Below are 20,822 nucleotides of genomic sequence, written 5' to 3'. Positions count from 1 at the left end.
AGGCCTTCTATACTGCTTTTTCATCTTACTTTTGGACTTGATTTTCCCCTCTTTTTTGAGAATTTGATATAATGAGAAAAAAAGAAAAGGAGGCCTATCATGGCGATTAAATTTTCAAAAACAGACGATTTAGACAAACTCTTTGAGGAATTTGCTGTCTTACCAGATCCCCCTCAAGTCACTTTACCAGATGACAAGAAGAATGAAACAGCAGGGGAAAAAGAGCAGAAGGATTCTAACAAATGAGTTTCTTCCAACAGTTGCCAACCAGTGTCCTTCAGGCTGGAGCGATTTTTCTTTCGATTATGATTGAAGCCCTTCCCTTTGTTTTAATTGGAAGTATCATTTCAGGGGCGATTGATGTCTACATCACCCCTGAAAAAGTCTACCGAGCCCTTCCCAAAAATAAATGGGGGAGAATTCTATTTGGGACCTTGATTGGCTTTATTTTCCCTTCCTGTGAGTGTGGTATCGTCCCCATCATCAATCGCTTTTTAGAGAAGAAGGTGCCTAGCTATACAGCTGTGCCCTTCCTAGTGACAGCCCCGGTTATTAACCCCATTGTCCTCTTTGCCACTTATTCTGCCTTTGGCAATTCTATTCAAATGGCTCTCTTACGAGCAATCGGCTCTATCCTGGTAGCGACTGTTCTGGGGATTTTCCTAGGATTTTTCCAAACAGCTTCTATTCAACGGGCCAACCGCAAGGAAGTCCATCTTCATGACTTTTCAAAACTATCTGCTGGCCAACGCTTCTTCCAAATATTTGTGCAGGCCATTGACGAGTTTTTCGACACTGGGCGCTATCTGGTCTTCGGTTGTTTATTTGCCAGTGTGGTTCAGGTTTATGTGCCAACTCGCGTGCTAACTTCTATTTCAGCGACGCCACTCCTAGCCATACTCCTCCTTATGCTTCTCTCCTTCCTCCTCTCCTTGTGTAGTGAGGCGGACGCCTTTATCGGCTCTTCCCTTCTCTCGAGTTTTGGCTTAGCTCCCGTTTTAGCCTTTCTGGTTATCGGACCTATGCTAGACGTCAAGAACCTTTTGATGATGAAGAATTATCTGACCAATCGCTTTATTGTCCAATTCATTAGCATCGTCAGTCTCGTTGTATTGGTTTATGCTTGGTTTGTGGGGGTGGTCCTATGATTCGATTTCTCATTTTAGCAGGCTATTTCGAAATTACTATGTATATGCAGCTATCTGGTAAGCTCAACCAATACATTAATATGCATTATTCCTATTTAGCCTATATCTCTATGATTCTTTCCTTCCTCTTGGCTGTCGTTCAGCTCTATATTTGGATGAAGAATCTGCCCGTTCATAGTCACCTCACCAGTAAAAAAGCCAAAGTCATGAGTATTCTTCTACTCCTGATTCCCTTGATTGTAGGGATTGGCTTCCCGACAGTGACCTTGGATTCCCAAACGGTTTCAGCCAAGGGCTATCATTTTCCCATCGCGGCTGGCTCTTCCAAAGATATTCAAAATGATGAGGGGACAACCAACCAATACCTCAAGCCAGATACTAGCAGTTATTTTACCAAGTCTGCTTATGAATCTGAGATGAGGGCTGCAGCCAAGAAGTACCTCAAGCAAGATCATATCCAGATCACGACAGAAAACTATATGGAAGTCATGGAAGTGATCTACGACTATCCAGATGAATTTGCTGGAAAAACCTTTACCTTAACCGGCTTCATTTATAAGGATCCCCAGGATCCGGGCAGTCAGTTCCTCTTCCGTTTTGGAATTATCCACTGTATCGCCGATTCAGGAGTCTATGGTTTGTTAACCAAAGGAGCCTCCCAAACCTATGACGATAACACCTGGGTCCAGGCTACTGGAACTCTCAGGATCCAATACCATAAACAACTTGGCCAAACCCTTCCTATCTTAGAAATAAAGGAAGCCCACTCAGTAGAAAAACCTACGAATCCTTATGTCTATCGGGTCTTCTAAAGGACATTAAACATCTCTCGGTTGTGACCTTTCGGTCCAACCTTTTTTAGTGGCTTCTTCCACTTTCATTCTCTTTTAAAGTCCGAATACTTTTACTTTCAAAGAGAAATTTTCTGAATTTTATGGTAGAATATGGTTTATCAAGTTAGAAAATAGGTATGAACATGTCTTCAAAAGTAATTGTAACCATTTTCGGGGCCAGTGGAGATTTAGCTCAACGCAAACTCTACCCTTCCCTTTTTAGACTCTATAAAGCTGGAAATCTTTCCGAGCATTTTGCAGTGATTGGAACTGCTCGTCGACCTTGGAGCAAAGAATACTTTGAATCCGTTGTCGTTGAATCCATTTCGGATTTAGCAGACAGTCCTGAACAGGCGCAAGAATTTGCCAGCCATTTTTACTACCAAAGCCACGATGTCAATGACACGGAGCACTACATCAAGCTTCGTGAACTTCAAAATCAGCTCAACGATACCTACCAAGCTGACCACAATAAACTCTTCTTCCTATCCATGGCACCTCAATTCTTTGGTACGATTGCCAAACATTTGAAATCTGAAGGCATTGTGGATGGAAAAGGCTTTGAGCGTTTGATCGTTGAAAAACCATTTGGAACGGATTTGGAAACAGCTAGTCAGCTCAACAAAGAATTGGAAGAAACCTTTGAGGAAGAGCAAATTTTCCGGATCGACCATTATCTTGGTAAAGAAATGATCCAGTCCATCTTTGCCCTCCGCTTTGCCAACCTAATCTTTGAAAACATCTGGAACCGTGACTATATCGACAATGTTCAAATCACTTTTGCAGAACGACTAGGAGTCGAAGAACGTGGTGGCTACTATGATGAATCTGGTGCCCTCCGCGACATGGTCCAAAACCATACCCTTCAACTGCTTTCTCTCTTAGCTATGGATAAACCAGCCTCCTTCACCAAGGAAGATATCCGTAAAGAGAAGGTGAAAGTCTTTGAACAATTGGTCAACCCATCTGATGAAGAATTAAAGAAACTATTTATCCGAGGTCAATACCGTTCTGGAAAAATTCAAGGGAAAAAGGACATCTCTTACCGTAGTGAACCAAATGTCAACCCTGAATCCATGACCGAGACCTTTGCCTCTGGAGCCTTCTTTGTGGACAGCGATCGCTTCCGTGGAGTACCTTTCTTCTTCCGTACAGGAAAACGTCTGACCAAGAAGGGTACCCATGTCAATGTCGTCTTCAAACAAATGGACTCTATTTTTGGTCAAGAAATTGCACCAAATGTGCTCACCATCTACATTCAACCAAATGAAGGTTTCTCTCTCAGTGTCAACGGAAAAGAAGTTGGCGAGCAGTTCCAGATTGCTCCCATTTCCTTCGACTATGTAACAGAAGCTACCGCAACCGGTGCATCTCCAGAGCCTTACGAAAAGTTGATTTATGATGTCTTGAACAATGACTCAACCAACTTTAGTCATTGGAACGAAGTTAGAGCCTCTTGGCAGTTAATTGACCGAATCGAACACATGTGGGCTGAAAATCAAGTCCCTCTTCATGAATATAAATCTGGAACCATGGGACCTCAAGCTTCCTTTGACCTCTTGAAGGATTACAATGCGGAATGGGTCTGGCAACCAGCAATTGAAGAATAAATTGTCCGACTGACTAAAAGTGCAACTTAAAAACTCATCTCTTTCTTGAGATGAGTTTTTTTGTTTATATCAAGCCTTCTAACAAACCACGCATAAAGTTTTCAGAGTTAAACTCACCGATATCATCGATTTTTTCACCAAAACCGATTAATTTCACTGGGATATCCAATTCTTCTCGAATGGCAAGAACCACTCCTCCTCGAGCTGTTCCATCAATCTTAGTAAGGACGATTCCAGTAATCGGCGTGATCTTAGAGAATTCCTTGGCTTGGACCAGGGCATTTTGTCCTGTAGACGCATCCAAGGCCAAGAAGGTTTCATGAGGGGCTGTAGGATCCACGCGCTTGATAATGCGACCGATTTTTTCTAATTCAGCCATCAGATTGTCTTTATTCTGAAGGCGACCAGCCGTATCAATCATCAAAACATCGACTTGCTCTGCCACTGCTCGTTCCATCCCATCAAAGACCACACTTGCAGGATCTGATTTTTCAGGACCTGTGACAACGGGCACATCCACACGGCGTCCCCATTCAGCCAATTGAGCAACAGCTCCTGCCCGGAAGGTATCTGCTGCGACTAGCATCACTTTTTTCCCTTCCTTCTTGTACTTATGAGCCAGTTTTCCGATAGAAGTGGTTTTCCCAACGCCATTCACTCCGACGAAGAGCATGACGGTCAAGCCGTCCTTAAAGTTGATTTGCTCATTGTATTGGCCATCTTTTTCATAGAGATCCACCAATTTTTCAATAATCACGCGACGCAAGGCATCCGGCTTCTTGGCATTTTCCAAGCGTGCTTCATAGCGGAGCTCTTCCGTCAGATTCGAAGCGACTTGAACTCCGACGTCACTCATGATCAAGAGTTCTTCTAAGTCTTCAAAGAATTCTTCATCGACAGAACGGAAGTTAGCAAAAAATGCATTAAGCGCAGCACCAAAGCCGGTCCGAGTTTTCTTCAAGCTTCGATTGTATTTTTCTTGAGCCGTTTCTGTTGGTTGAGCAAGCTCTGGCTCACTTGTCGTTTCTTCTACTTCAGTCTCTTCTTCAACCTCTTCTGAAATTTCAAGTTCGCTAGCAGCTTCCTCTACTGGGAATTCTGCTTCAAGCTCTTCTGTATCTTCAGATTCGCTAGTTGTTTCTTCTACTGGAGTGTCTTCTTCAAACTCTCCTGTATCTTCTTCTGAACTTTCAGTAGTTGCTTCTTCAATTACTTCCTCGGGTTCTTTGGAAAGAATTGAAGTCTCATCTTCTGTTTCATTTTTTACAAGAACTTCTTCTTCAAGGACTTCTTGGACAAGATCTGATGAAGAATTCAGAGGCTCTTCATCAAGACTCTCTTCTTGTAACGTTTCTACTTCTATAGTCTGTTCTTCAGGAACAGGAGCAGGTTCGGTTACTTCCTCAGGAGAGGTAGCTTGCTCTAGTTGAGAAGAGCCCTCTTCCTCGATAGCTGTTTCCTGATTTACAGGCTCTTCTGAAGGAACTTCTTCTTCAATGGATGCTGTCGACTCCTGCGCTGATTCGGTAGCCATCCGCTCTTTCAATTCCGCATAGTAGGCTTCCATTGCCGAGATCTTAGCTTCATCACTTTGTGAAGCCTTTTGTGATATCGGCTCAGCTGGCGAACTTGCTTCTTTCTCGCTTCCCCCAATCTCTTCTGTAAGTTCTTGGGCTTTTGGTTTTGTTTCTTCTTTTCTTCCAAATAGTCGGTCAAATAATCCCATTATTGACCCTCCTTCAATACATATTCTTCAATCGCTCTTCCGACTGCAGCTTCATCATTGGTGTAGTCCGAGACTAGTGTGGCAATCTCTTTCACCTCATCCACCGCATTGGCCATAGCGATTCCTAGTCCTGCCCATTTTAACATGCTGGCATCGTTGGCTTCATCTCCACACGCCATGACTTGGCTAGCATCGATTCCTAAATACTCCACCAAAGCTTCCAAGCCTCGATCCTTTTGAACGCCTTTGGGGCACCATTCCAAGAGCATGTCTCTGGATTTAAAAATCTCAAAACGCTCCCTTAATTCAGGAGAAATCTTTGGAATAGCGCCATCCAAATAGTCCTGTTGAAAGGCCGTCACACACTTATTGTAGGAAATCTGACTGGACAAATCTTCAATAGAAACGGGAATAAAATTCAAGTAAGGGTTATAGAGAGGGTAAAGAGATTCTTGATCAGATACCAGTGTATAAACATCCCCTTCGCTGATGGCATCTAGGGGCAAACCAAGGGCCTCTGTCTCCTCATAAATGCGGACGACATCATCTCGAGAGAAAACTGTCTTCGCAATGATCTCCCCTGTATTCTTTTGTACCAAGCCACCATTAAAAGTAATGGTGTATTCATCTGACAAGCCGACAGTCCCAATCTCTTGAAGCAGAAAATCCATAGCCTTGAGGGGACGACCCGTCGTCAAAACTACCTTGACCCCTTTTTCTTGAGCTGCACGAATGGCAGCTAAATTCCGAGGGGAGATTTTCTTCTCTGAGTTTAAGAGAGTACCGTCCAAGTCTAGTGCGATAACCTTAATCTGACTCATAATTCTTCCTCCATATAGCGAAGGACCGATCCTGTCGAATGGTGGGGCAATACGGTTTCAGCCAATTCCAAAATCTCTGGACGGGCATTTTCTGGTGCAATTGGATGGCCAACAACCTGCATCATATGAAGATCATTGAGATTATCCCCAAAAGCTAGGACTTGATCTCGACTAATGCCTAGCTGATCCATTAGGGCTTGGATGGCGACTCCCTTGTCCACATAATCCAAGACAATATCAATGCACTCATAACCCGTCGTCATGGCCTTAACACCCTCAACATTTTGGGTAACCCAGGCTTCCCCTTCCGCTAATACTTCTTGGTCAAAATTGGTGGTCATCTTAAAGACAAGATCATCAATTTCTGAAAAATCAGACACCATTTGAATATTTTCATTGTAGTTTTGCGAAGCAGCTAGATAGTCTGGATCAACGGTCTTTAAAACATAGCTCCCGCGTTTTCCCGTTAACAAGCACTTATTTTTATCGAAATAAGGACTTTCTTGTAACTTGGCAAACATGGCTTGGTAAAATTCAGGACTCATGGTCGCTTCATAGACATCTTCACCATGAAACTCAACAACACTGCCGTTTTCAGCTATAAAAATAATCTGATCCTGAACCTCTTTAAAGATTGTCTTCAAAGAGAGGAGAGACCGACCACTTGCTGCCGCAAAGTAGATCCCTTTTCCTTGAAACTTCTTTAATACCTTTAGGAATAAAGCTTGATCAAATTGATGATTTTCATCCAAAAAGGTCCCATCCATGTCTGTTGCGACTATTTTAATTTCCATTATCCATTCCTTCTATATCTTTCAGCTTCACAGATACAATCTTAGAGACTCCAGATTCTTGCATGGTCACTCCATAGATGGAATCTGCTGCCGCCATGGTTCCCTTACGGTGGGTAACCACAATAAACTGACTTTCCTTATCAAAACGATTGAGGTAATCCCCAAAACGTTTAACATTGGCCTCGTCTAGAGCCGCTTCTACCTCATCCAAGATGACAAATGGAATAGTCTTGACACGAATGATTGAGAAAAGCAGCGCCAATGCTGACAAAGCTTTCTCCCCACCACTCATCAAATTCAAGGATTGAATTTTCTTACCAGGCGGTTGAACAGAAATCTCGACCCCAGCTGACAAGAGATCCCCATCCGTCAAGATGAGATCTGCTGATCCTCCCCCAAACATCTGTTTAAAGGTGATTCGGAAGGATTCACGAATTGCTTCAAACGTAGACTTAAAGCGTTCTTTCACCTCATCATTCATATCATTAATGGTTTCAAGAAGAAGATTCTTCGCTGCCAAGACATCTTCTCGTTGACCGGAAAGGAAATCAAACCGAGTCTTGACCTCATCGTATTGTTCGATAGCATCAATATTGACAGGTCCTAAGGCTTTAATCGCTTTCTCCAAGTCTTTTAAGACTTGCTCAGACTGGGCTAGATTTTCTAGTTCGTTGGCCTGATTAGATGCCTCTTCAAAACTCATCTTGAATTCATCGGTCAGAGCTAACATCAGTTTATTTAGCTTATCTGCCAAGCGATCACGATTGGATTCTGCTTTGGCCTGTAGGCGAATCCACTCCTCATTTTGACGACGGGCTTGTTCCATATGACCCGCTACATCTTCAGACTGGCCTTCCAAATCCTCTAATTCAAATTGCTTACGAATCACAGCTTGCTCCAGAGCGGTTTTCTCTTGAAGGGTTGCTTGCAGTTGTTTTTCAAGGACAGAAACATCAATTTGCTCATGTCGATCTTCTCCCTGCTCAATCGCATATTGGAGAGCTTGGATTTCCCGTTCAGTAGAAGCCAACTCTTGCTGCAAGCGTTCGGCATCTGTCTGGTCATAGGTCAATCGACTCTTCAACTCTGTTTTCTGTAATTGGAGCTTGGCAATGGCTGCTCGTAAATTTTCAATTTTCTCAACAACGACATCTTTATTGAGCTTGACTTCTTCAATCTCAGCAGTGACTTGCTCTTTTTCCGCCTCAATTTCTTTCAGTCGCGCTTGCAAGTGATCCCGTTTTTGGAGGAGCTCCTGGTCGCTACCTTCATCCAGCTCTGTACGGATAAGTTCTAACAGTTCTTGGGCATCCAAGAGTTGCTGGTGAGCTTGCTCAAAAGCCAATTGAAGTCGTTGCTCTTCTAGTCGCGCCCCTTCTCCTTGGCCTTTCAAAGATTCTAGTGTTTCTTGTGATTGGGTCACTTGGTCCTGTTGCTCTTGAACCTGCCCTTCTACTTCTCGCAAATTCTTCTGAAGAGAGGCCAATTCTTGGTGCAAGCGATCCAGTTCTGGCTTAATAAAAATCGAATTATTGCTTCGATTTGCACCCCCTGCATAGGAACCACCTGTGCGCAGTTCAGTTCCATCCAGCGTCACGATACGAACTTGGTAGGCAACCTTGCGAGCAGCCGCCTTGGCGTGCTCAATCGTATCAAAAATAGCTGTGACACCTAAAAGGTTTTGGAAAATCGACTCGAGGGAAGGATCATAGTCCACCAAACTGCTAGCCATCCCTAGGAATCCTGGACAGGCTTCAATCAGTTCTTGATTCTTTCCTGCAAGGTAGCGTGGTTTAATGGTTGTCAATGGAAGGAAGGTTGCCCGACCCGAGCGATTCTTCTTCAGATGTTCGATTGCCCGTGTTGCTGCTCCTTCGTCTTCTACGATAATATGCTGACTGCTAGCTCCTAGAGCAATCTCTAAGGCAGTCTGATACTCTGGTGAGAAGGAAAGTTTTTCACTGACAGCTCCCACGATTCCACCTAAGCGAGACGCTTCTTGCAAGACACTCTTTACGCCCGCATAAAAATTACTATGATTTTTTTGAATCGCCTCTAAACTGTTAATGCGAGCCTGTTTTTCCTTGCTTTGATCCAGTAAATCAAACATCTTGGCTTGCGCTTCTTGATAAGCTTGGTGAGCTTCCTCAAACCGTTTTGCCTCTGATTGATAGGTCTCAAGCAAGTGTTTCAGATGCTCTTGAGCTCCTTGATAAGCTTCTTGAGCAACCTGCTCTTTTTCCTGCAATTCTGTCACCATTTGGATTTGATTTTGGTAATCTTCCTTTTTACTTTGTGACAATTGAGCTGAGGCTTCCAATTGATTTTCAATGGTTGTTAATTCGTTTGATCGCTCCGCTTCATCCTGCATCAAGGCCACGTATTTTTCACGTAAATAATCGATCACCTGATCTGGATCTTCTGAGAAGCTGGCCAACTCTTTCTCCAAACCTTCCAGAGCTACTTGGCTCTTTTGTAGTTCTTCTTGAAGACTCTTTGTATTAGCTTGTTTTTCTTCCAACTGGGTCCGAAGAACTTGTAGACGCTCTTCCAGACTATTGACCCGCTCTTGATTTTCCTGACGACTTCGAGCGACCTGTTGCGACTCCAAGCGTGCCAATTCGATTTGTTTCTCCAAATCACTTAAGAGACGAGTCAATTCCAAGAGGCTAGCTTGATCATCTGACAATTGGTGTTGAAGGGTCTGGCGACTCTGTTTCAATCGGAGACTTTCCGCCTCATACTCTTCTCTTTTCTGGTAATAAGCCTTTAATTGCTCTTGAATGGAGGCTTCTTCCTGGACAGCTTGATCATAGTCTTTTTTATTGACTTCAATTTGTGCAATCAAAACATCCAAATAAAGAACTTGGCGTTGTTGATCCAATTCTAAGAAACGTTTGGCCACAAGGGCTTGCTTCTCAAGAGGTTTGATTTGCCCCTCTAACTCAAAAATAATGTCTTCCAGACGGTCCAAATTATCCTGGGTCTGAACCAACTTAGATTCTGTTTCCTTGCGACGCGTTTTAAATTTAAGAACCCCAGCGGCTTCCTCAAAAATAGCCCGTCTCTCTTCTGGTTTGGAGTTGAAGATTTCTTCAACCTTCCCTTGGGAAATAATAGAGAAAGAATCTCTACCAAGTCCAGTATCCATAAAGAGATCATGGACATCTCTCAAACGAACTTTCTTACCATCAATCTTGTACTCACTATCACCCGAGCGATAAATATGACGCTCCACTCGGATTTCCTTAGCAGCATGTTTGATAAAAGCGTCCCGGTTATCCAGTACTACCGTTACGCAGGCGTAGTTCAAGGGTTTCCTAGTTTCAGTCCCTGCAAAAATCACGTCCGGCATCTTGCCACCACGTAGGCTCTTGACACTCGATTCCCCTAAGGCCCAGCGCAGACTTTCTGTAATATTTGATTTTCCAGATCCATTAGGGCCAACCACTGCGGTGACCCCTTGGTCAAAGATAACTCGGGTCTTATCTGCAAAAGACTTAAATCCTTGAATCTCAATTTCCTTTAAATACATGAGGGATCCACCTTATTTTCCACTGCTTTTTTTGCTGCTTCTTGCTCTGCAGCCTTTTTAGACCGGCCGCGTCCTTGACCGATTATTTTCCCATTGACAGACACTTGCACTTCAAATTCTTTGGCATGAGCTGGTCCTGACTCACTCGTCACCTCATAGGTAATCAAGACATCCCCATGGATTTGAAGAATTTCTTGCAAGCGCGTCTTATAGTCAATCACTTGCTCAAATTGACCTGCCTCGACTTTAGGAATCATGACTTGCTGAATGAAATCCCGAACAGTCTCCACACCCTTATCCAAGAGCAAGGCTCCTAAAAAAGCTTCAAACAAATCTCCTAAGATGGTGTCGCGGTTCCGTCCACCAGATTTTTCCTCTCCCTTGCCAAGTTTGATAAATTGATCGAAACCACAATCACGTGAAAAACCTGCCAGGCTTTCCTCACGAACAATCATGGAACGCATTTTTGACAAATCACCCTCTGGCTTACTTGGGTAGAGGGCAAATAAATATTCGGAAATCACTAACTGGAGAACAGCGTCTCCTAAAAATTCCAAACGTTCATTATGTGAAATTTTTAAGAGGCGATGCTCATTCGCATATGAGGTATGTGTAAAAGCTGTTTCCAACAATTCTGTATCGTCAAAAGTCAGACGAAATTTCTTAGCAAGGAGGTTATATAAGGCTTGCATCACGTTACTACTTTCTTTCTTCATTTATGCATCTGGATCGAATCCTGTAACCTATTCTGTCCAAAAGATACACCCCTCTATTATACCAAAAAAGAGTGCGTATCGCACTCCTTTCCCTTGTTTTCACGATAGGATTTAGGACCTATTCTTTCCTTATATCATTCTTCTTTATCCGGAATCACTTTGAACAAATAATAGCTTATAAAAATAGTTAATCCCACTAGACCCAATTTCACAAACCAGAGTGGAGCCAGGTAAATGGAAATCCCCATCAAAAGATAAATTTGTAGAATAATTCTTTTTTTCCGCTTTTTTGAGATCGACTTGGTTTCCCGATAATCCGCTACATAAGTTTGGTACAACTTGGTCCCATGCAACCATTTTTCAAAGCGTTGAGAGCTCTTGGCAAAACAAGCCATAGCTAATAAAAGAAACGGGGTCGTTGGTAAAATAGGTAATGGAATCCCAATAATCCCTAATCCTAAGGAAATAAACCCTACTGTTATATACACATATTTCAAACTAACTGCTCCTATCCTTTTCACTCATTTCAAGCCTACACTACTGACCTAAAAAGGAGATGAGCTCATCTCCTTTTTTAATCATCTAGATATCTACTAATGGAGTCGCTGTATCTGGAGATGTATCCAAGACGTCAAAATCGTGCCCCACTGCTAGATCTGCTCGAGCCAGTTGATTAACCATGGTCATATGGGCCAATTCCTTGATATTGTTTTCCTTGGATAAGTGGCCCAGATAAATCTTTTTGGTCTTATTGCCTAGGGTCCGAATCATAGCATCTGCGCCATCTTCATTAGAGAGGTGGCCCAAATCGGATAAGATCCGTTGCTTTAATCGCCAAGCATAAGAGCCAGCTCGTAGGATTTCCACATCGTGGTTGGACTCGATCAAATAGCCATCTGCATTTTCAACAATCCCCGCCATCCGATCACTGACATAGCCTGTATCCGTCAGCATGACAAAGCTCTTTCCATCCTTCATGAAACGATAGAACTGGGGAGCCGCAGCATCATGGCTAACACCAAAACTTTCCACATCCAAATCCCCGAAGGTTAAGGTCTTGCCCATTTCAAAAAGATGTTTCTGGGAGTCGTCGACCTTCCCAAGGTACTTGCTTTCTTCCATGGCCTTCCAGGTAGCTTCATTGGCGTATAGGTCCATCCCGTATTTACGAGCTAGCACACCAACGCCATGAATGTGATCCGAATGTTCATGTGTGATTAAAATAGCATCAAGATCTTCGGGTTTGCGATCAATCTCTGCAAGCAAACCTGTAATTTTCTTCCCGGACAAGCCTGCATCTACTAGAATTTTCTTCTTAGGAGTCTCTAAGTAAAACGAATTACCACTCGATCCTGAAGCTAAAATACTATACTTAAACCCTTTTTCATCCATTAGTTTTCTTATTCATCCTCATTATCCCATCCATCATCCAGGATAGCATCTTTGTCATATGGTAGGACAATCGTGAAAGTAGAACCTTTTCCATATTCACTCTTGGCCCAGATAAATCCTTTGTGTTGCTTGATAATTTCCTTGGCAATGGCCAGTCCTAAACCAGTCCCACCTTGGGCGCGACTACGTGCCTTATCCACGCGATAAAAGCGGTCAAAAATTCGTGGGAGATCCTTTTTAGGAATCCCTAAGCCCTCATCTGAAATCGAGATAATCAACTGGGCATCTGTCGTTTTCATTCCCACACGAATTTCCCCACCATCTGGGGAATATTTGATAGCATTATTTAAGATATTGTCTAAGACCTGTGTCATCTTGTCTGTATCAATTTCAACCCAGACAGGCGAAATTGGATAATCACGAACAATATCATATTTCTTCTCACCAGCCTGGTTCTTCATCTTATCAAAGCGGTTCAAAATGAAGGTGATAAAGGCTGTAAAGTTGGTCAACTCAACATCCAATTGACTGGTTCCATTATCAATCCGTGAAAGACTCAATAGATCCGTCACCATCCGCATCATCCGGTTGGTCTCTGTCAAAGATACTTTGACAAATTCCGGTGCAACTGGCTCCGAAATGGCTCCGTCATCCAAGGCTTCCAGGTAAGATTTAACACTGGTCAGTGGTGTTCGGAGTTCATGACTAACGTTGGATACGAATAAACGACGTTCCCGCTCTTCCTTGTCCTGTTCGGTTGTGTCATGCAAGACGGCTACCAAACCCGAAATGAAACCAGACTCTCTCCGAATCAAAGCGAAGCGAACCCGTAAAGAGATGTACTCCCCATTTTCATCCTGCGAATCGATAGTCAATTCTGGAACATTGGTAATCAAGTCACGCAGTTCATACTCTTCACTAATGCCAAGCAGATCTAGAATACTGATATTCATGACCTCTTCGACCACGACATTAAGCTGTTTGGCAGCCATTTCATTGACCAGGATAATCTGTCCCCGACGATTGGTCGCTAAGACCCCATCTGTCATATAGGAAAGAATACTGGTCAAGCGCTTGGTTTCTTGTTCCAGATTTTCATGCGTCAAACGAATCACTTCAGATAAATCATTGATACTGTTGGAAATCTCTGTTAATTCAGGACCCCCTTGTAAATCAATGATATCGGAATATTCTCCAGCAATCAAACTCTTAATCTTATCATTCAACAAGCGTAGCTTCATGTTATCCCGACGATTTTCTAGGATCAGCAAGGCTACCACGAAAATGAATCCAAGAGTGATTAAAATAAAAACAAAATTATAAGAGGTCATGACTTCTTTGATGTGATTAATCATTGTTTCTCATATAGTAACCGACGCCACGGCGCGTTAAAATATACTCCGGACGACCTGGAATATCTTCGATTTTTTCACGCAAACGTCGAATCGTTACGTCCACTGTCCGAACATCACCAAAATAATCGTAGCCCCAGACTGTTTCCAGTAAATGCTCACGAGTCATGACTTGGCCTACATGGGTCGCCAAGTGATAGAGCAACTCAAATTCGCGATGGGTCAACTCAAGCTCTTTGCCTTTTTTCTGAGCAAGGAAGGCATCCGGAATGATTTTCAAATCACCAATCACAATCTCTGAATCTGATGTAGACTCTGTTTGTGATTCTACCGTTAATTCTGTCCGACGCAACAGGGCTTTGACACGCGCTTGCAGCTCACGATTTGAGAATGGCTTGGTCACATAGTCATCCGCCCCAATTTCAAGACCGATGACCTTATCAAATTCTGTATCCTTAGCAGATAAGACAATAATCGGCACATTACTAGTCTTTCGAATGGTACGCGCCACTTCCAAGCCGTCAATTTCAGGAAGCATGAGGTCCAAAATCAAAATATCTGGGTTCTCAGCTTCGAAAACAGCCAGTGCTTCTTTCCCATCGAAGGCAGTCAAGACTTCATAGCCTTCTTTGGCCATATTGAATTTTATAATATCCGAAATCGGCTTTTCATCATCTACAACAAGAATTTTCTTCATACATGTACCTACTTCTATTTTTTCTTTGCTTCTTCAAATCTCTGTCCTTTCATTATAGCAAATTTCTTTGAAAAATGGGAGTTATACTTTGATTTGTAAAGAAAGAGAAAGAAAAAGGTTATGCAATGGAAAAAATAATTATCACAACATAGGGGTCACTAAAACAGCGCTTGAATAATTATTTTCAATCCACAAAAAAAGCTAGGTTTAAAGCCTAGCTTTTCTATCTGTTAGTTTGCTACACGAGATTTATTTGCAATATCTGCAAGGATCAATTCTACAAATGCATCTACCGGCATGGTTTCTGTTTCTTTTTGACCATAGCGGCGAACATTTACCGCCTTCTCTTCCATTTCCTTGTCACCAACGATTAATTGGTAAGGAATTTTTTGAGTTTGAGAAGCACGGATCTTGAACTGCATTTTTTCATTGCGTTCATCCACATCGGCACGGACACCACGGTCACGAAGTTTCTTCGCTACTTCCCAAGCGTAGTCCACATGTTTCTCGTTCGAAACTGGGATAAGAGTTACTTGGTGTGGGGCCAGCCATGTTGGGAAGGCCCCCTTGTAGTTTTCAATCAAGATAGCTGTGAAGCGTTCCATGGTTGAGATAACACCACGGTGGATCATGACTGGACGGTGCTCTTCACCATCAGCTCCGATATATTTAAGGTCAAAGCGTTCTGGAAGCAAGAAGTCAAGCTGGATGGTAGAAAGGGTTTCTTCTTTACCAAGGGCAGTCTTCACCTGGATATCCAATTTTGGTCCGTAGAAGGCAGCTTCCCCTTCAGCTTCAAAGTAGTCCACGCCCATTTCATCAAGCGCAGCTCGAAGCATAGTTTGAGCATTTTCCCACATCTCATCGTTATCGAAGTACTTGTGAGTATCTTGAGGGTCACGGAGAGAGAGACGGAAACGATACTCATTCAAGTTGAAGTCTTCGTAGACATCGATGATTAATTGAAGGGCACGTTGGAATTCCTCTTGGATTTGTTCTGGAGTCACAAAGAGGTGACCGTCGTTGAGTGACATTTCACGCACCCGTTGAAGACCAGTCAGAGCACCAGATTTTTCATAGCGGTGCATCATACCGATTTCAGCGATACGGATTGGCAATTCACGGTATGAGTGAACATGGTGTTTGAAGACTTGAATGTGGTGTGGGCAGTTCATTGGACGAAGAACGAATTCTTCCCCGTCTCCCATATCCATTGGTGGGAACATATCTTCACGGTAGTGTTCCCAGTGACCAGAAGTCTTGTAAAGTTCTACAGAAGCAAGTGGTGGAGTATAAACGTGTTGGTAGCCAGAAGCCAACTCTTTGTCGACGATGTAGCGTTCCAATTCACGACGGATAGTCGCCCCATTTGGCAACCAGAATGGAAGACCTTGACCAACTTCTTGAGAAATCATGAAGAGATCCAATTCTTTACCAAGTTTACGGTGGTCACGTTCTTTGGCTTCTTCACGCATTTGAAGGTAGTTCTTCAAGTCTTTCTTGTCAAACCAAGCTGTACCGTAGATACGTTGCATCATGGCATTGTCGCTATTGCCACGCCAGTAAGCACCAGCTACATTGAGAAGGTGGAAGATTTGGATGCGACCGGTTGATGGGACGTGTGGGCCACGGCAAAGGTCCACATACTCACCTTGACGGTAGATGGTCAAGCCACCTTCGTCTTCTGAGTGCTCTTCAATCAACTCCAATTTGTATGGATCGTTTTTGAAGATTTCACGCGCCTCGTCTTTAGTCACTTCTTCACGGATAGATGGGAAGTTTTCCTTAACGATTTTTTGCATTTCTTCTTCGATACGTGGAAGGTCTTCGTTAGAGATTTGACCAGCTTCATTGTCAGTATCGTAGTAGAAACCATCTTCGATAGCTGGACCGACACCCAAGTGGATATCTGGGAAGAGGCGACGAGCTGCTTGGGCAAACAAGTGAGCCGCTGAGTGACGCAAGATTGGAAGGGCGTCTTCGTGATCAGGTGTCACAATTTCGATGCTCCCGTCTTCGGTGATAGCACGAGTGGTATCAATCAATTTGCCGTTGAATTTACCAGCAAGAGCTTTTTTAGCTAGGGAATTGCTGATAGATTGAGCAATTTCAAAAGTTGTAACGCCAGATTCGAATTCACGAACAGCGCCATCTGGGAAAGTAATCTTAATCATAATCTTCTCCTTATAAATTTTTAAATATCTTAGTTATAGTGAAACTCTTTTTGATTTCTTCATCAAAAGAAACAAAAAAGCGACCTCCTCGAAAGGACGTCGCAACGTGGTTCCACCTTCATTTATGTTCCTCAAAAAAGAGGAACACCTCTGATTGGCTCTAACGTGGCCACCGTTTTATGTTTGCATAAAAGTATCTCGAGTAGTCCCAAACCTATCCTCTACGCGATTTCCAGCCCCACGCGCTCTCTTTCAGATTTCCTAGATTTGATATGTCTCTGACTAGTATTATAGCACGATTGAAATATTTTGCAAGAGGAAAAAGCTTCCTATCCACTATGCCAGAAGCCTTTCTTTAGGACCCCTAGCTTCTGAGATGAACTCTAATCCAATAACTTGGTAATGTTGCGTATCTTTTTCACCTGTTTAAAGGAGCCTTTCATGATTCTCACAGACCCATTTACTGGCATAGCAATGACCTTTTGTGGAATTTTCACAATAGACTTGGTTACCCGTTTGGTACGGCTTTCCTCAGGATGACGTTCATTATAAAAATCTTTCGAAATAATGGCATCCAGATAGAATTCATAGACCCTGCGCCCAAAGTTTGTCGAAGAAATTTCATACAGCTTCTCCTCCCACTTAGCCTCATCCTTTTCTGGTGTGGCTAAGGTCGCTTCTAAAATAGCTGCTGCCAAATCTTCTTCCTGGTCATACAAGATTCCGAACATCCGATCATTGATCACATTATCTAAGTAAGGATTACTCTGAGCAATTAGGGGTGTCCCACTAGCAATACTCTCTAAATAGGTCAAGCCTTGCGTCTCACTAGTCGAAGCTGAAATGAAGAAATCTGCCGCCTTATAGTAAAGAGCTGTTTCATTTGGTGGAATCATTCCTGTGAAGACCACCGCATCTGATACACCAAGCTTGGCCGCTTGTTTTTTTAAATCATCCAGGTAAGGCCCATCTCCAGCCACAATCAATTTAATATGCGCATTTTCTTCTAGCACTTTAGGCAAGGCCGCAATAACGGCTTGGATATTTTTCTCGTAAGAAACCCGTGACAAGCTCAAGAGCATGATTTCACCCTCTTGAATGCCTAATTTTTCATGAAGGGCTTGCGTTTCCACTTGTGTGATTTCAGGGCGTTCAAACTTCGCCAGCTCAATTCCTGTCGGAATAATCCGTTTTTCAGCCTTGACCTTATATTTCAGAAGGAGGTCATAGACAATCTCACTCGGGCAGATGACTCCATCCAAGTCATTCATATAACCACGGACAATGTACTTGACCATACTTGGTCGGATAACCATCCCCTTGGCAATATAACGCACATAATCTTCATACTGGGTATGATAGGTATGAATCACTGGAATCCGAAGCTCCTTAGCAATCCATACCCCAAGTAGTCCTAAAGAAAACTCCGTCTGTGTATGGATCATATCCAGCTTGTATTGTTTGGCAATGGCCAAAGCCTTGGTAAAGCCACGATAAGCAATCCGCCGATCCTTAAAAGCAAAGAAAGGGATACTTGGAATGCGGATAATTTGCCAGTCCTCATAGCGGTTGACATCCTTATCCGTCGTCGTAAAGATAAAAACAGTATGTCCCAACTTTTCCAATTCTGTTTTAAGGGTTCGAATACTGGTCGCAACCCCCGATACCTGCGGAAAATAAGTATCTGTAAATAATCCAATACGCATATTACATCTCCAATACTTGCTGATAGGCTTTCACTAGTTGATCGGCTACCAAATCAATTGAGCGACTTTGAGCGACCCGGTCTCCCGCATCTCGCTTGTCTACTTGACCAGACAAGACTTTTTCAAGAGAGTCCACAAACTCATCCACTGAATGACACAATTCTGCTGACTCTTGGTCCACCCAACCATGATAAACTGGAATATCCCGGAGGACAACATGCTGGTGACCCGCTAAGGCCTCTAGGACAACAATCCCTTCCGTTTCCTCATAAGACGGGAAGAAGAAGGCATCCGCACCTGTCATTGCCCCTTGGAATACAGCTCCCTTAAAATAGCCAGGGAATTCCACGTTGCTCGGATGATCTTTTTCGACCAGACGACGAATAGCCCGAGGGATCAACCATTTATTTATCGACCCCAACCAAATAAAGCGGACATCTGGCATCCGACGAGCCACCTCTACAAAGTCTTCAATCCCTTTTCGTCTAAAGTAGAGACCCGCACATAGAACGACTTTCTCTCCTTCTTGGATATTAAAGTGCTTCCGAAAAACCTCTTCTTTTTTGGGATCTTTTTTATATTTAGACAAATCAATCCCATTGGAAACAGCGACAATTGGAGTCTTGACCCCATAGGACTGAATCAGCTGTTTCGAATACTCTGAAGGGGTAATAATAAAATCGGCTTTTTTATACATATGAGCCAAATATTTGCCAAATAAGGGAGCAAACAAATTGGACCCGATAAATGAATTTTGGAAATCTTCCCGTGTGGAATGTCCATGCATAATGACCTTTTTACCCCGACGTTTAGCAGCATGTAACAGCAATAAACTCCGAGGACCATAGGTATTAATATGAACGACATCGTAGTCTCCTAAAATATCTGTAGTGTAGGGGATTCCAGCCAAATCCAAGGCATGCATCTGGTGTTGGAGGGCACGACCAATCCCCGATTTTTGTAAAACAGATTTTCCTTCTAGATACAGTAAAACTTTCATACCCTCTATTATACCTGATTTAGTAGACCCCTTCAAGTTTTACCGGAGATTCATACAGAGACAAGAAAAAAGGAAGCCTTGGCTTCCTTTGGTTTTTACTTCTTCGTAGTCCCACGATGATTGATAGTATGGGCAAGAAGAACTTCTCTTTCTTCCAATTCTTCCTTATGCATAATTTTGGTCAACATCCGCATACTGATAGCTCCCAAGTCATAAAGTGGTTGACCTACAGTTGATAGGTTTGGACGAGTGTAGCGTGTAATTTGTGAATCATCACTAGTAATCAACTCAAAATCTTCCGGTACTTTCACACCTTGATCAGCTAGACCATTGAGCAAACCTGCTGCCAATTCATCCCCAGTTACAAAGGCCGCAGTTGCTTTCGATGCAATAATGCGTTCAGCCAAATTATAGCCTTCTTCATAGCGGTATTTGGACTCAAAGACCAAACCTTCACTGTAAGACAATTTCTTTGCTTTTAAAGCATCTTTGTATCCAGCCAGGCGAATTTTTCCGTTGATATCGTCCACTAATGGTCCGCTTACAAAAGCGATCTTTTTATTTCGTTTAGCCAATAGTGTAACCGCATCTACTGTCGCTTGCTTGTAATCGATATTGACACTAGGTAATTGATGTTCGACATCGACTGTCCCAGCAAGGACTACCGGCGTCCGAGAACGAGAGAATTCAGAACGAATCTTTTCTGTCAAGTGGTAGCCCATGAAGATAATCCCATCGACCTGTTTTGAGAAAAGAGTATTGACAACAGAAACTTCTTTATCATCGTCTTCATCGCTGTTGGCAAGGACGATGTTGTACTTGTACATTTCCGCAATATCATCGATCCCCTTTGCCAGAGTAGAGAAATAACTATTGGTAATATTTGGAATTACAACACCTACTGTTGTGGTTTTCTTACTCGCAAGCCCACGAGCTACTGCATTCGGACGATAGTCCAAACGTTCAATGACTTCCAATACTTTTTTACGAGTATTTTCCTTAACGTTCTTATTTCCGTTCACGACACGGCTAACAGTCGCCATTGAGACACCCGCTTCTCGGGCAACGTCGTAAATGGTTACAGTATCGTCTGTGTTCATAATACTTCCTTTCTTTATTGAAAATTTCGCTTTCAGTCTTCTATAACAACCATTTTATCACTTTTTGTAAACACTTTCAAGCATTTTAACATCTTTTTGCAAACTCTTGATTTTTTAGGAAAAATCTGACAAAATATTATCAAGCCCTGTTGTAAAATGAAGTGCAACACAAAAGACACGTTCATCTGATATACTAGAATTGCGAAAAACAGCATAAA

At 42.8% G+C, this 20,822-nt stretch carries 17 protein-coding genes and 1 pseudogene; 4 read left to right on the top strand and 14 right to left on the bottom strand.

Annotated elements, in window-relative coordinates; all coding sequences use genetic code 11:
- Window positions 1-99: 99 nt before the first annotated feature.
- The 4 genes from K1J10_RS00850 to zwf all read left to right on the top strand — a co-directional run bounded on the left by K1J10_RS00850 (window position 100) and on the right by zwf (window position 3,591).
- Window positions 100-246 carry an SPJ_0845 family protein gene (locus K1J10_RS00850; RefSeq protein ID WP_223355572.1) on the top strand — a complete coding sequence of 49 codons (147 nt, stop codon included), beginning with the start codon at window positions 100-102 and terminating at the stop codon, window positions 244-246.
- A complete protein-coding gene (locus tag K1J10_RS00845; protein WP_223355571.1) occupies window positions 243-1,148 on the top strand; it encodes a permease in 906 nt (301 codons plus the stop codon). The genes K1J10_RS00850 and K1J10_RS00845 overlap by 4 nt, the downstream gene beginning before the upstream one ends.
- A complete protein-coding gene (locus K1J10_RS00840) occupies window positions 1,145-1,960 on the top strand; it encodes a TIGR03943 family putative permease subunit (protein WP_223355570.1) in 816 nt (271 codons plus the stop codon). Before K1J10_RS00845 ends, K1J10_RS00840 begins: the two co-directional genes overlap by 4 nt.
- Window positions 1,961-2,124: 164 nt before the next feature.
- Window positions 2,125-3,591 carry a glucose-6-phosphate dehydrogenase gene (gene zwf / locus K1J10_RS00835; RefSeq protein WP_223355569.1) on the top strand — a complete coding sequence of 489 codons (1,467 nt, stop codon included), beginning with the start codon at window positions 2,125-2,127 and terminating at the stop codon, window positions 3,589-3,591.
- Window positions 3,592-3,655: 64 nt separating this feature from the next.
- Here zwf and ftsY read toward each other — a convergent pair whose 3' ends face one another.
- From ftsY to ccpA, 14 genes and pseudogenes are all read right to left on the bottom strand, one after another.
- The gene (gene ftsY, locus K1J10_RS00830) at window positions 3,656-5,317 is read right to left on the bottom strand and encodes a signal recognition particle-docking protein FtsY (protein ID WP_223355568.1); all 1,662 of its coding nucleotides are present in this window, start codon (window positions 5,315-5,317) and stop codon (window positions 3,656-3,658) included.
- Window positions 5,317-6,138 carry a Cof-type HAD-IIB family hydrolase gene (locus K1J10_RS00825; RefSeq protein ID WP_223355567.1) on the bottom strand — a complete coding sequence of 274 codons (822 nt, stop codon included), beginning with the start codon at window positions 6,136-6,138 and terminating at the stop codon, window positions 5,317-5,319. The genes ftsY and K1J10_RS00825 overlap by 1 nt, the downstream gene beginning before the upstream one ends.
- Window positions 6,135-6,932, bottom strand: a complete 798-nt coding sequence (locus K1J10_RS00820) for a Cof-type HAD-IIB family hydrolase (RefSeq protein WP_223355566.1) — start codon at window positions 6,930-6,932, stop codon at window positions 6,135-6,137. Before K1J10_RS00820 ends, K1J10_RS00825 begins: the two co-directional genes overlap by 4 nt.
- Window positions 6,922-10,467 (bottom strand): chromosome segregation protein SMC, encoded by a 3,546-nt coding sequence (smc, locus tag K1J10_RS00815; RefSeq protein ID WP_223355565.1) that lies wholly within the window; start codon window positions 10,465-10,467, stop codon window positions 6,922-6,924. The genes K1J10_RS00820 and smc overlap by 11 nt, the downstream gene beginning before the upstream one ends.
- Complete coding sequence (gene rnc / locus K1J10_RS00810; protein WP_223355607.1) at window positions 10,458-11,159, bottom strand: ribonuclease III; 702 nt, start codon at window positions 11,157-11,159, stop codon at window positions 10,458-10,460. The genes smc and rnc overlap by 10 nt, the downstream gene beginning before the upstream one ends.
- Window positions 11,160-11,317: 158 nt before the next feature.
- Window positions 11,318-11,680 (bottom strand): YbaN family protein, encoded by a 363-nt coding sequence (locus tag K1J10_RS00805; protein WP_023023915.1) that lies wholly within the window; start codon window positions 11,678-11,680, stop codon window positions 11,318-11,320.
- Window positions 11,681-11,765: 85 nt separating this feature from the next.
- A complete protein-coding gene (locus K1J10_RS00800; protein ID WP_223355564.1) occupies window positions 11,766-12,575 on the bottom strand; it encodes an MBL fold metallo-hydrolase in 810 nt (269 codons plus the stop codon).
- Window positions 12,576-12,583: 8 nt separating this feature from the next.
- Complete coding sequence (gene vicK / locus K1J10_RS00795) at window positions 12,584-13,930, bottom strand: cell wall metabolism sensor histidine kinase VicK (protein ID WP_223355563.1); 1,347 nt, start codon at window positions 13,928-13,930, stop codon at window positions 12,584-12,586.
- Window positions 13,923-14,624: a response regulator YycF gene (gene yycF / locus K1J10_RS00790; protein ID WP_048689541.1), complete on the bottom strand. Its 702-nt coding sequence runs from the start codon at window positions 14,622-14,624 to the stop codon at window positions 13,923-13,925. The genes vicK and yycF overlap by 8 nt, the downstream gene beginning before the upstream one ends.
- A 230-nt stretch (window positions 14,625-14,854) precedes the next feature.
- A complete protein-coding gene (gene thrS / locus K1J10_RS00785; RefSeq protein ID WP_223355562.1) occupies window positions 14,855-16,798 on the bottom strand; it encodes a threonine--tRNA ligase in 1,944 nt (647 codons plus the stop codon).
- Window positions 16,799-16,831: 33 nt separating this feature from the next.
- Window positions 16,832-17,016, bottom strand: a pseudogene (locus tag K1J10_RS10790) (hypothetical protein).
- A 165-nt stretch (window positions 17,017-17,181) separates the two neighbouring features.
- On the bottom strand, window positions 17,182-18,504 hold the full coding sequence (locus K1J10_RS00780; RefSeq protein ID WP_223355561.1) for a glycosyltransferase family 4 protein: 1,323 nt from the start codon (window positions 18,502-18,504) through the stop codon (window positions 17,182-17,184).
- Between the two features lies 1 nt (window position 18,505).
- Window positions 18,506-19,504 (bottom strand): glycosyltransferase family 4 protein, encoded by a 999-nt coding sequence (locus K1J10_RS00775; protein ID WP_006597024.1) that lies wholly within the window; start codon window positions 19,502-19,504, stop codon window positions 18,506-18,508.
- Between the two features lie 95 nt (window positions 19,505-19,599).
- On the bottom strand, window positions 19,600-20,604 hold the full coding sequence (gene ccpA, locus K1J10_RS00770) for a catabolite control protein A (protein WP_117744504.1): 1,005 nt from the start codon (window positions 20,602-20,604) through the stop codon (window positions 19,600-19,602).
- Window positions 20,605-20,822 lie beyond the last annotated feature (218 nt).

This window comes from Streptococcus australis, from assembly GCF_019930045.1.
Classification (GTDB): domain Bacteria; phylum Bacillota; class Bacilli; order Lactobacillales; family Streptococcaceae; genus Streptococcus; species Streptococcus australis_D.
The sequence above is the reverse complement of the archived record's forward strand: the minus strand, read 5'-3'. Positions and strand labels throughout refer to the sequence as shown.

Bases quoted from the DNA above. Each gene is read 5' to 3' on its own strand.
- ftsY (WP_223355568.1), bottom strand. From the start codon at position 5,317: ATGGGATTATTTGACCGACTATTTGGAAGAAAAGAAGAAACAAAACCA.
- K1J10_RS00775 (WP_006597024.1), bottom strand. From the start codon at position 19,504: ATGAAAGTTTTACTGTATCTAGAAGGAAAATCTGTTTTACAAAAATCG.
- smc (WP_223355565.1), bottom strand. From the start codon at position 10,467: ATGTATTTAAAGGAAATTGAGATTCAAGGATTTAAGTCTTTTGCAGAT.
- K1J10_RS00845 (WP_223355571.1), top strand. From the start codon at position 243: ATGAGTTTCTTCCAACAGTTGCCAACCAGTGTCCTTCAGGCTGGAGCG.
- K1J10_RS00825 (WP_223355567.1), bottom strand. From the start codon at position 6,138: ATGAGTCAGATTAAGGTTATCGCACTAGACTTGGACGGTACTCTCTTA.
- K1J10_RS00820 (WP_223355566.1), bottom strand. From the start codon at position 6,932: ATGGAAATTAAAATAGTCGCAACAGACATGGATGGGACCTTTTTGGAT.
- ccpA (WP_117744504.1), bottom strand. From the start codon at position 20,604: ATGAACACAGACGATACTGTAACCATTTACGACGTTGCCCGAGAAGCG.
- K1J10_RS00800 (WP_223355564.1), bottom strand. From the start codon at position 12,575: ATGGATGAAAAAGGGTTTAAGTATAGTATTTTAGCTTCAGGATCGAGT.
- rnc (WP_223355607.1), bottom strand. From the start codon at position 11,159: ATGCAAGCCTTATATAACCTCCTTGCTAAGAAATTTCGTCTGACTTTT.
- vicK (WP_223355563.1), bottom strand. From the start codon at position 13,930: ATGATTAATCACATCAAAGAAGTCATGACCTCTTATAATTTTGTTTTT.
- K1J10_RS00850 (WP_223355572.1), top strand. From the start codon at position 100: ATGGCGATTAAATTTTCAAAAACAGACGATTTAGACAAACTCTTTGAG.
- K1J10_RS00780 (WP_223355561.1), bottom strand. From the start codon at position 18,504: ATGCGTATTGGATTATTTACAGATACTTATTTTCCGCAGGTATCGGGG.
- zwf (WP_223355569.1), top strand. From the start codon at position 2,125: ATGTCTTCAAAAGTAATTGTAACCATTTTCGGGGCCAGTGGAGATTTA.
- yycF (WP_048689541.1), bottom strand. From the start codon at position 14,624: ATGAAGAAAATTCTTGTTGTAGATGATGAAAAGCCGATTTCGGATATT.
- thrS (WP_223355562.1), bottom strand. From the start codon at position 16,798: ATGATTAAGATTACTTTCCCAGATGGCGCTGTTCGTGAATTCGAATCT.
- K1J10_RS00840 (WP_223355570.1), top strand. From the start codon at position 1,145: ATGATTCGATTTCTCATTTTAGCAGGCTATTTCGAAATTACTATGTAT.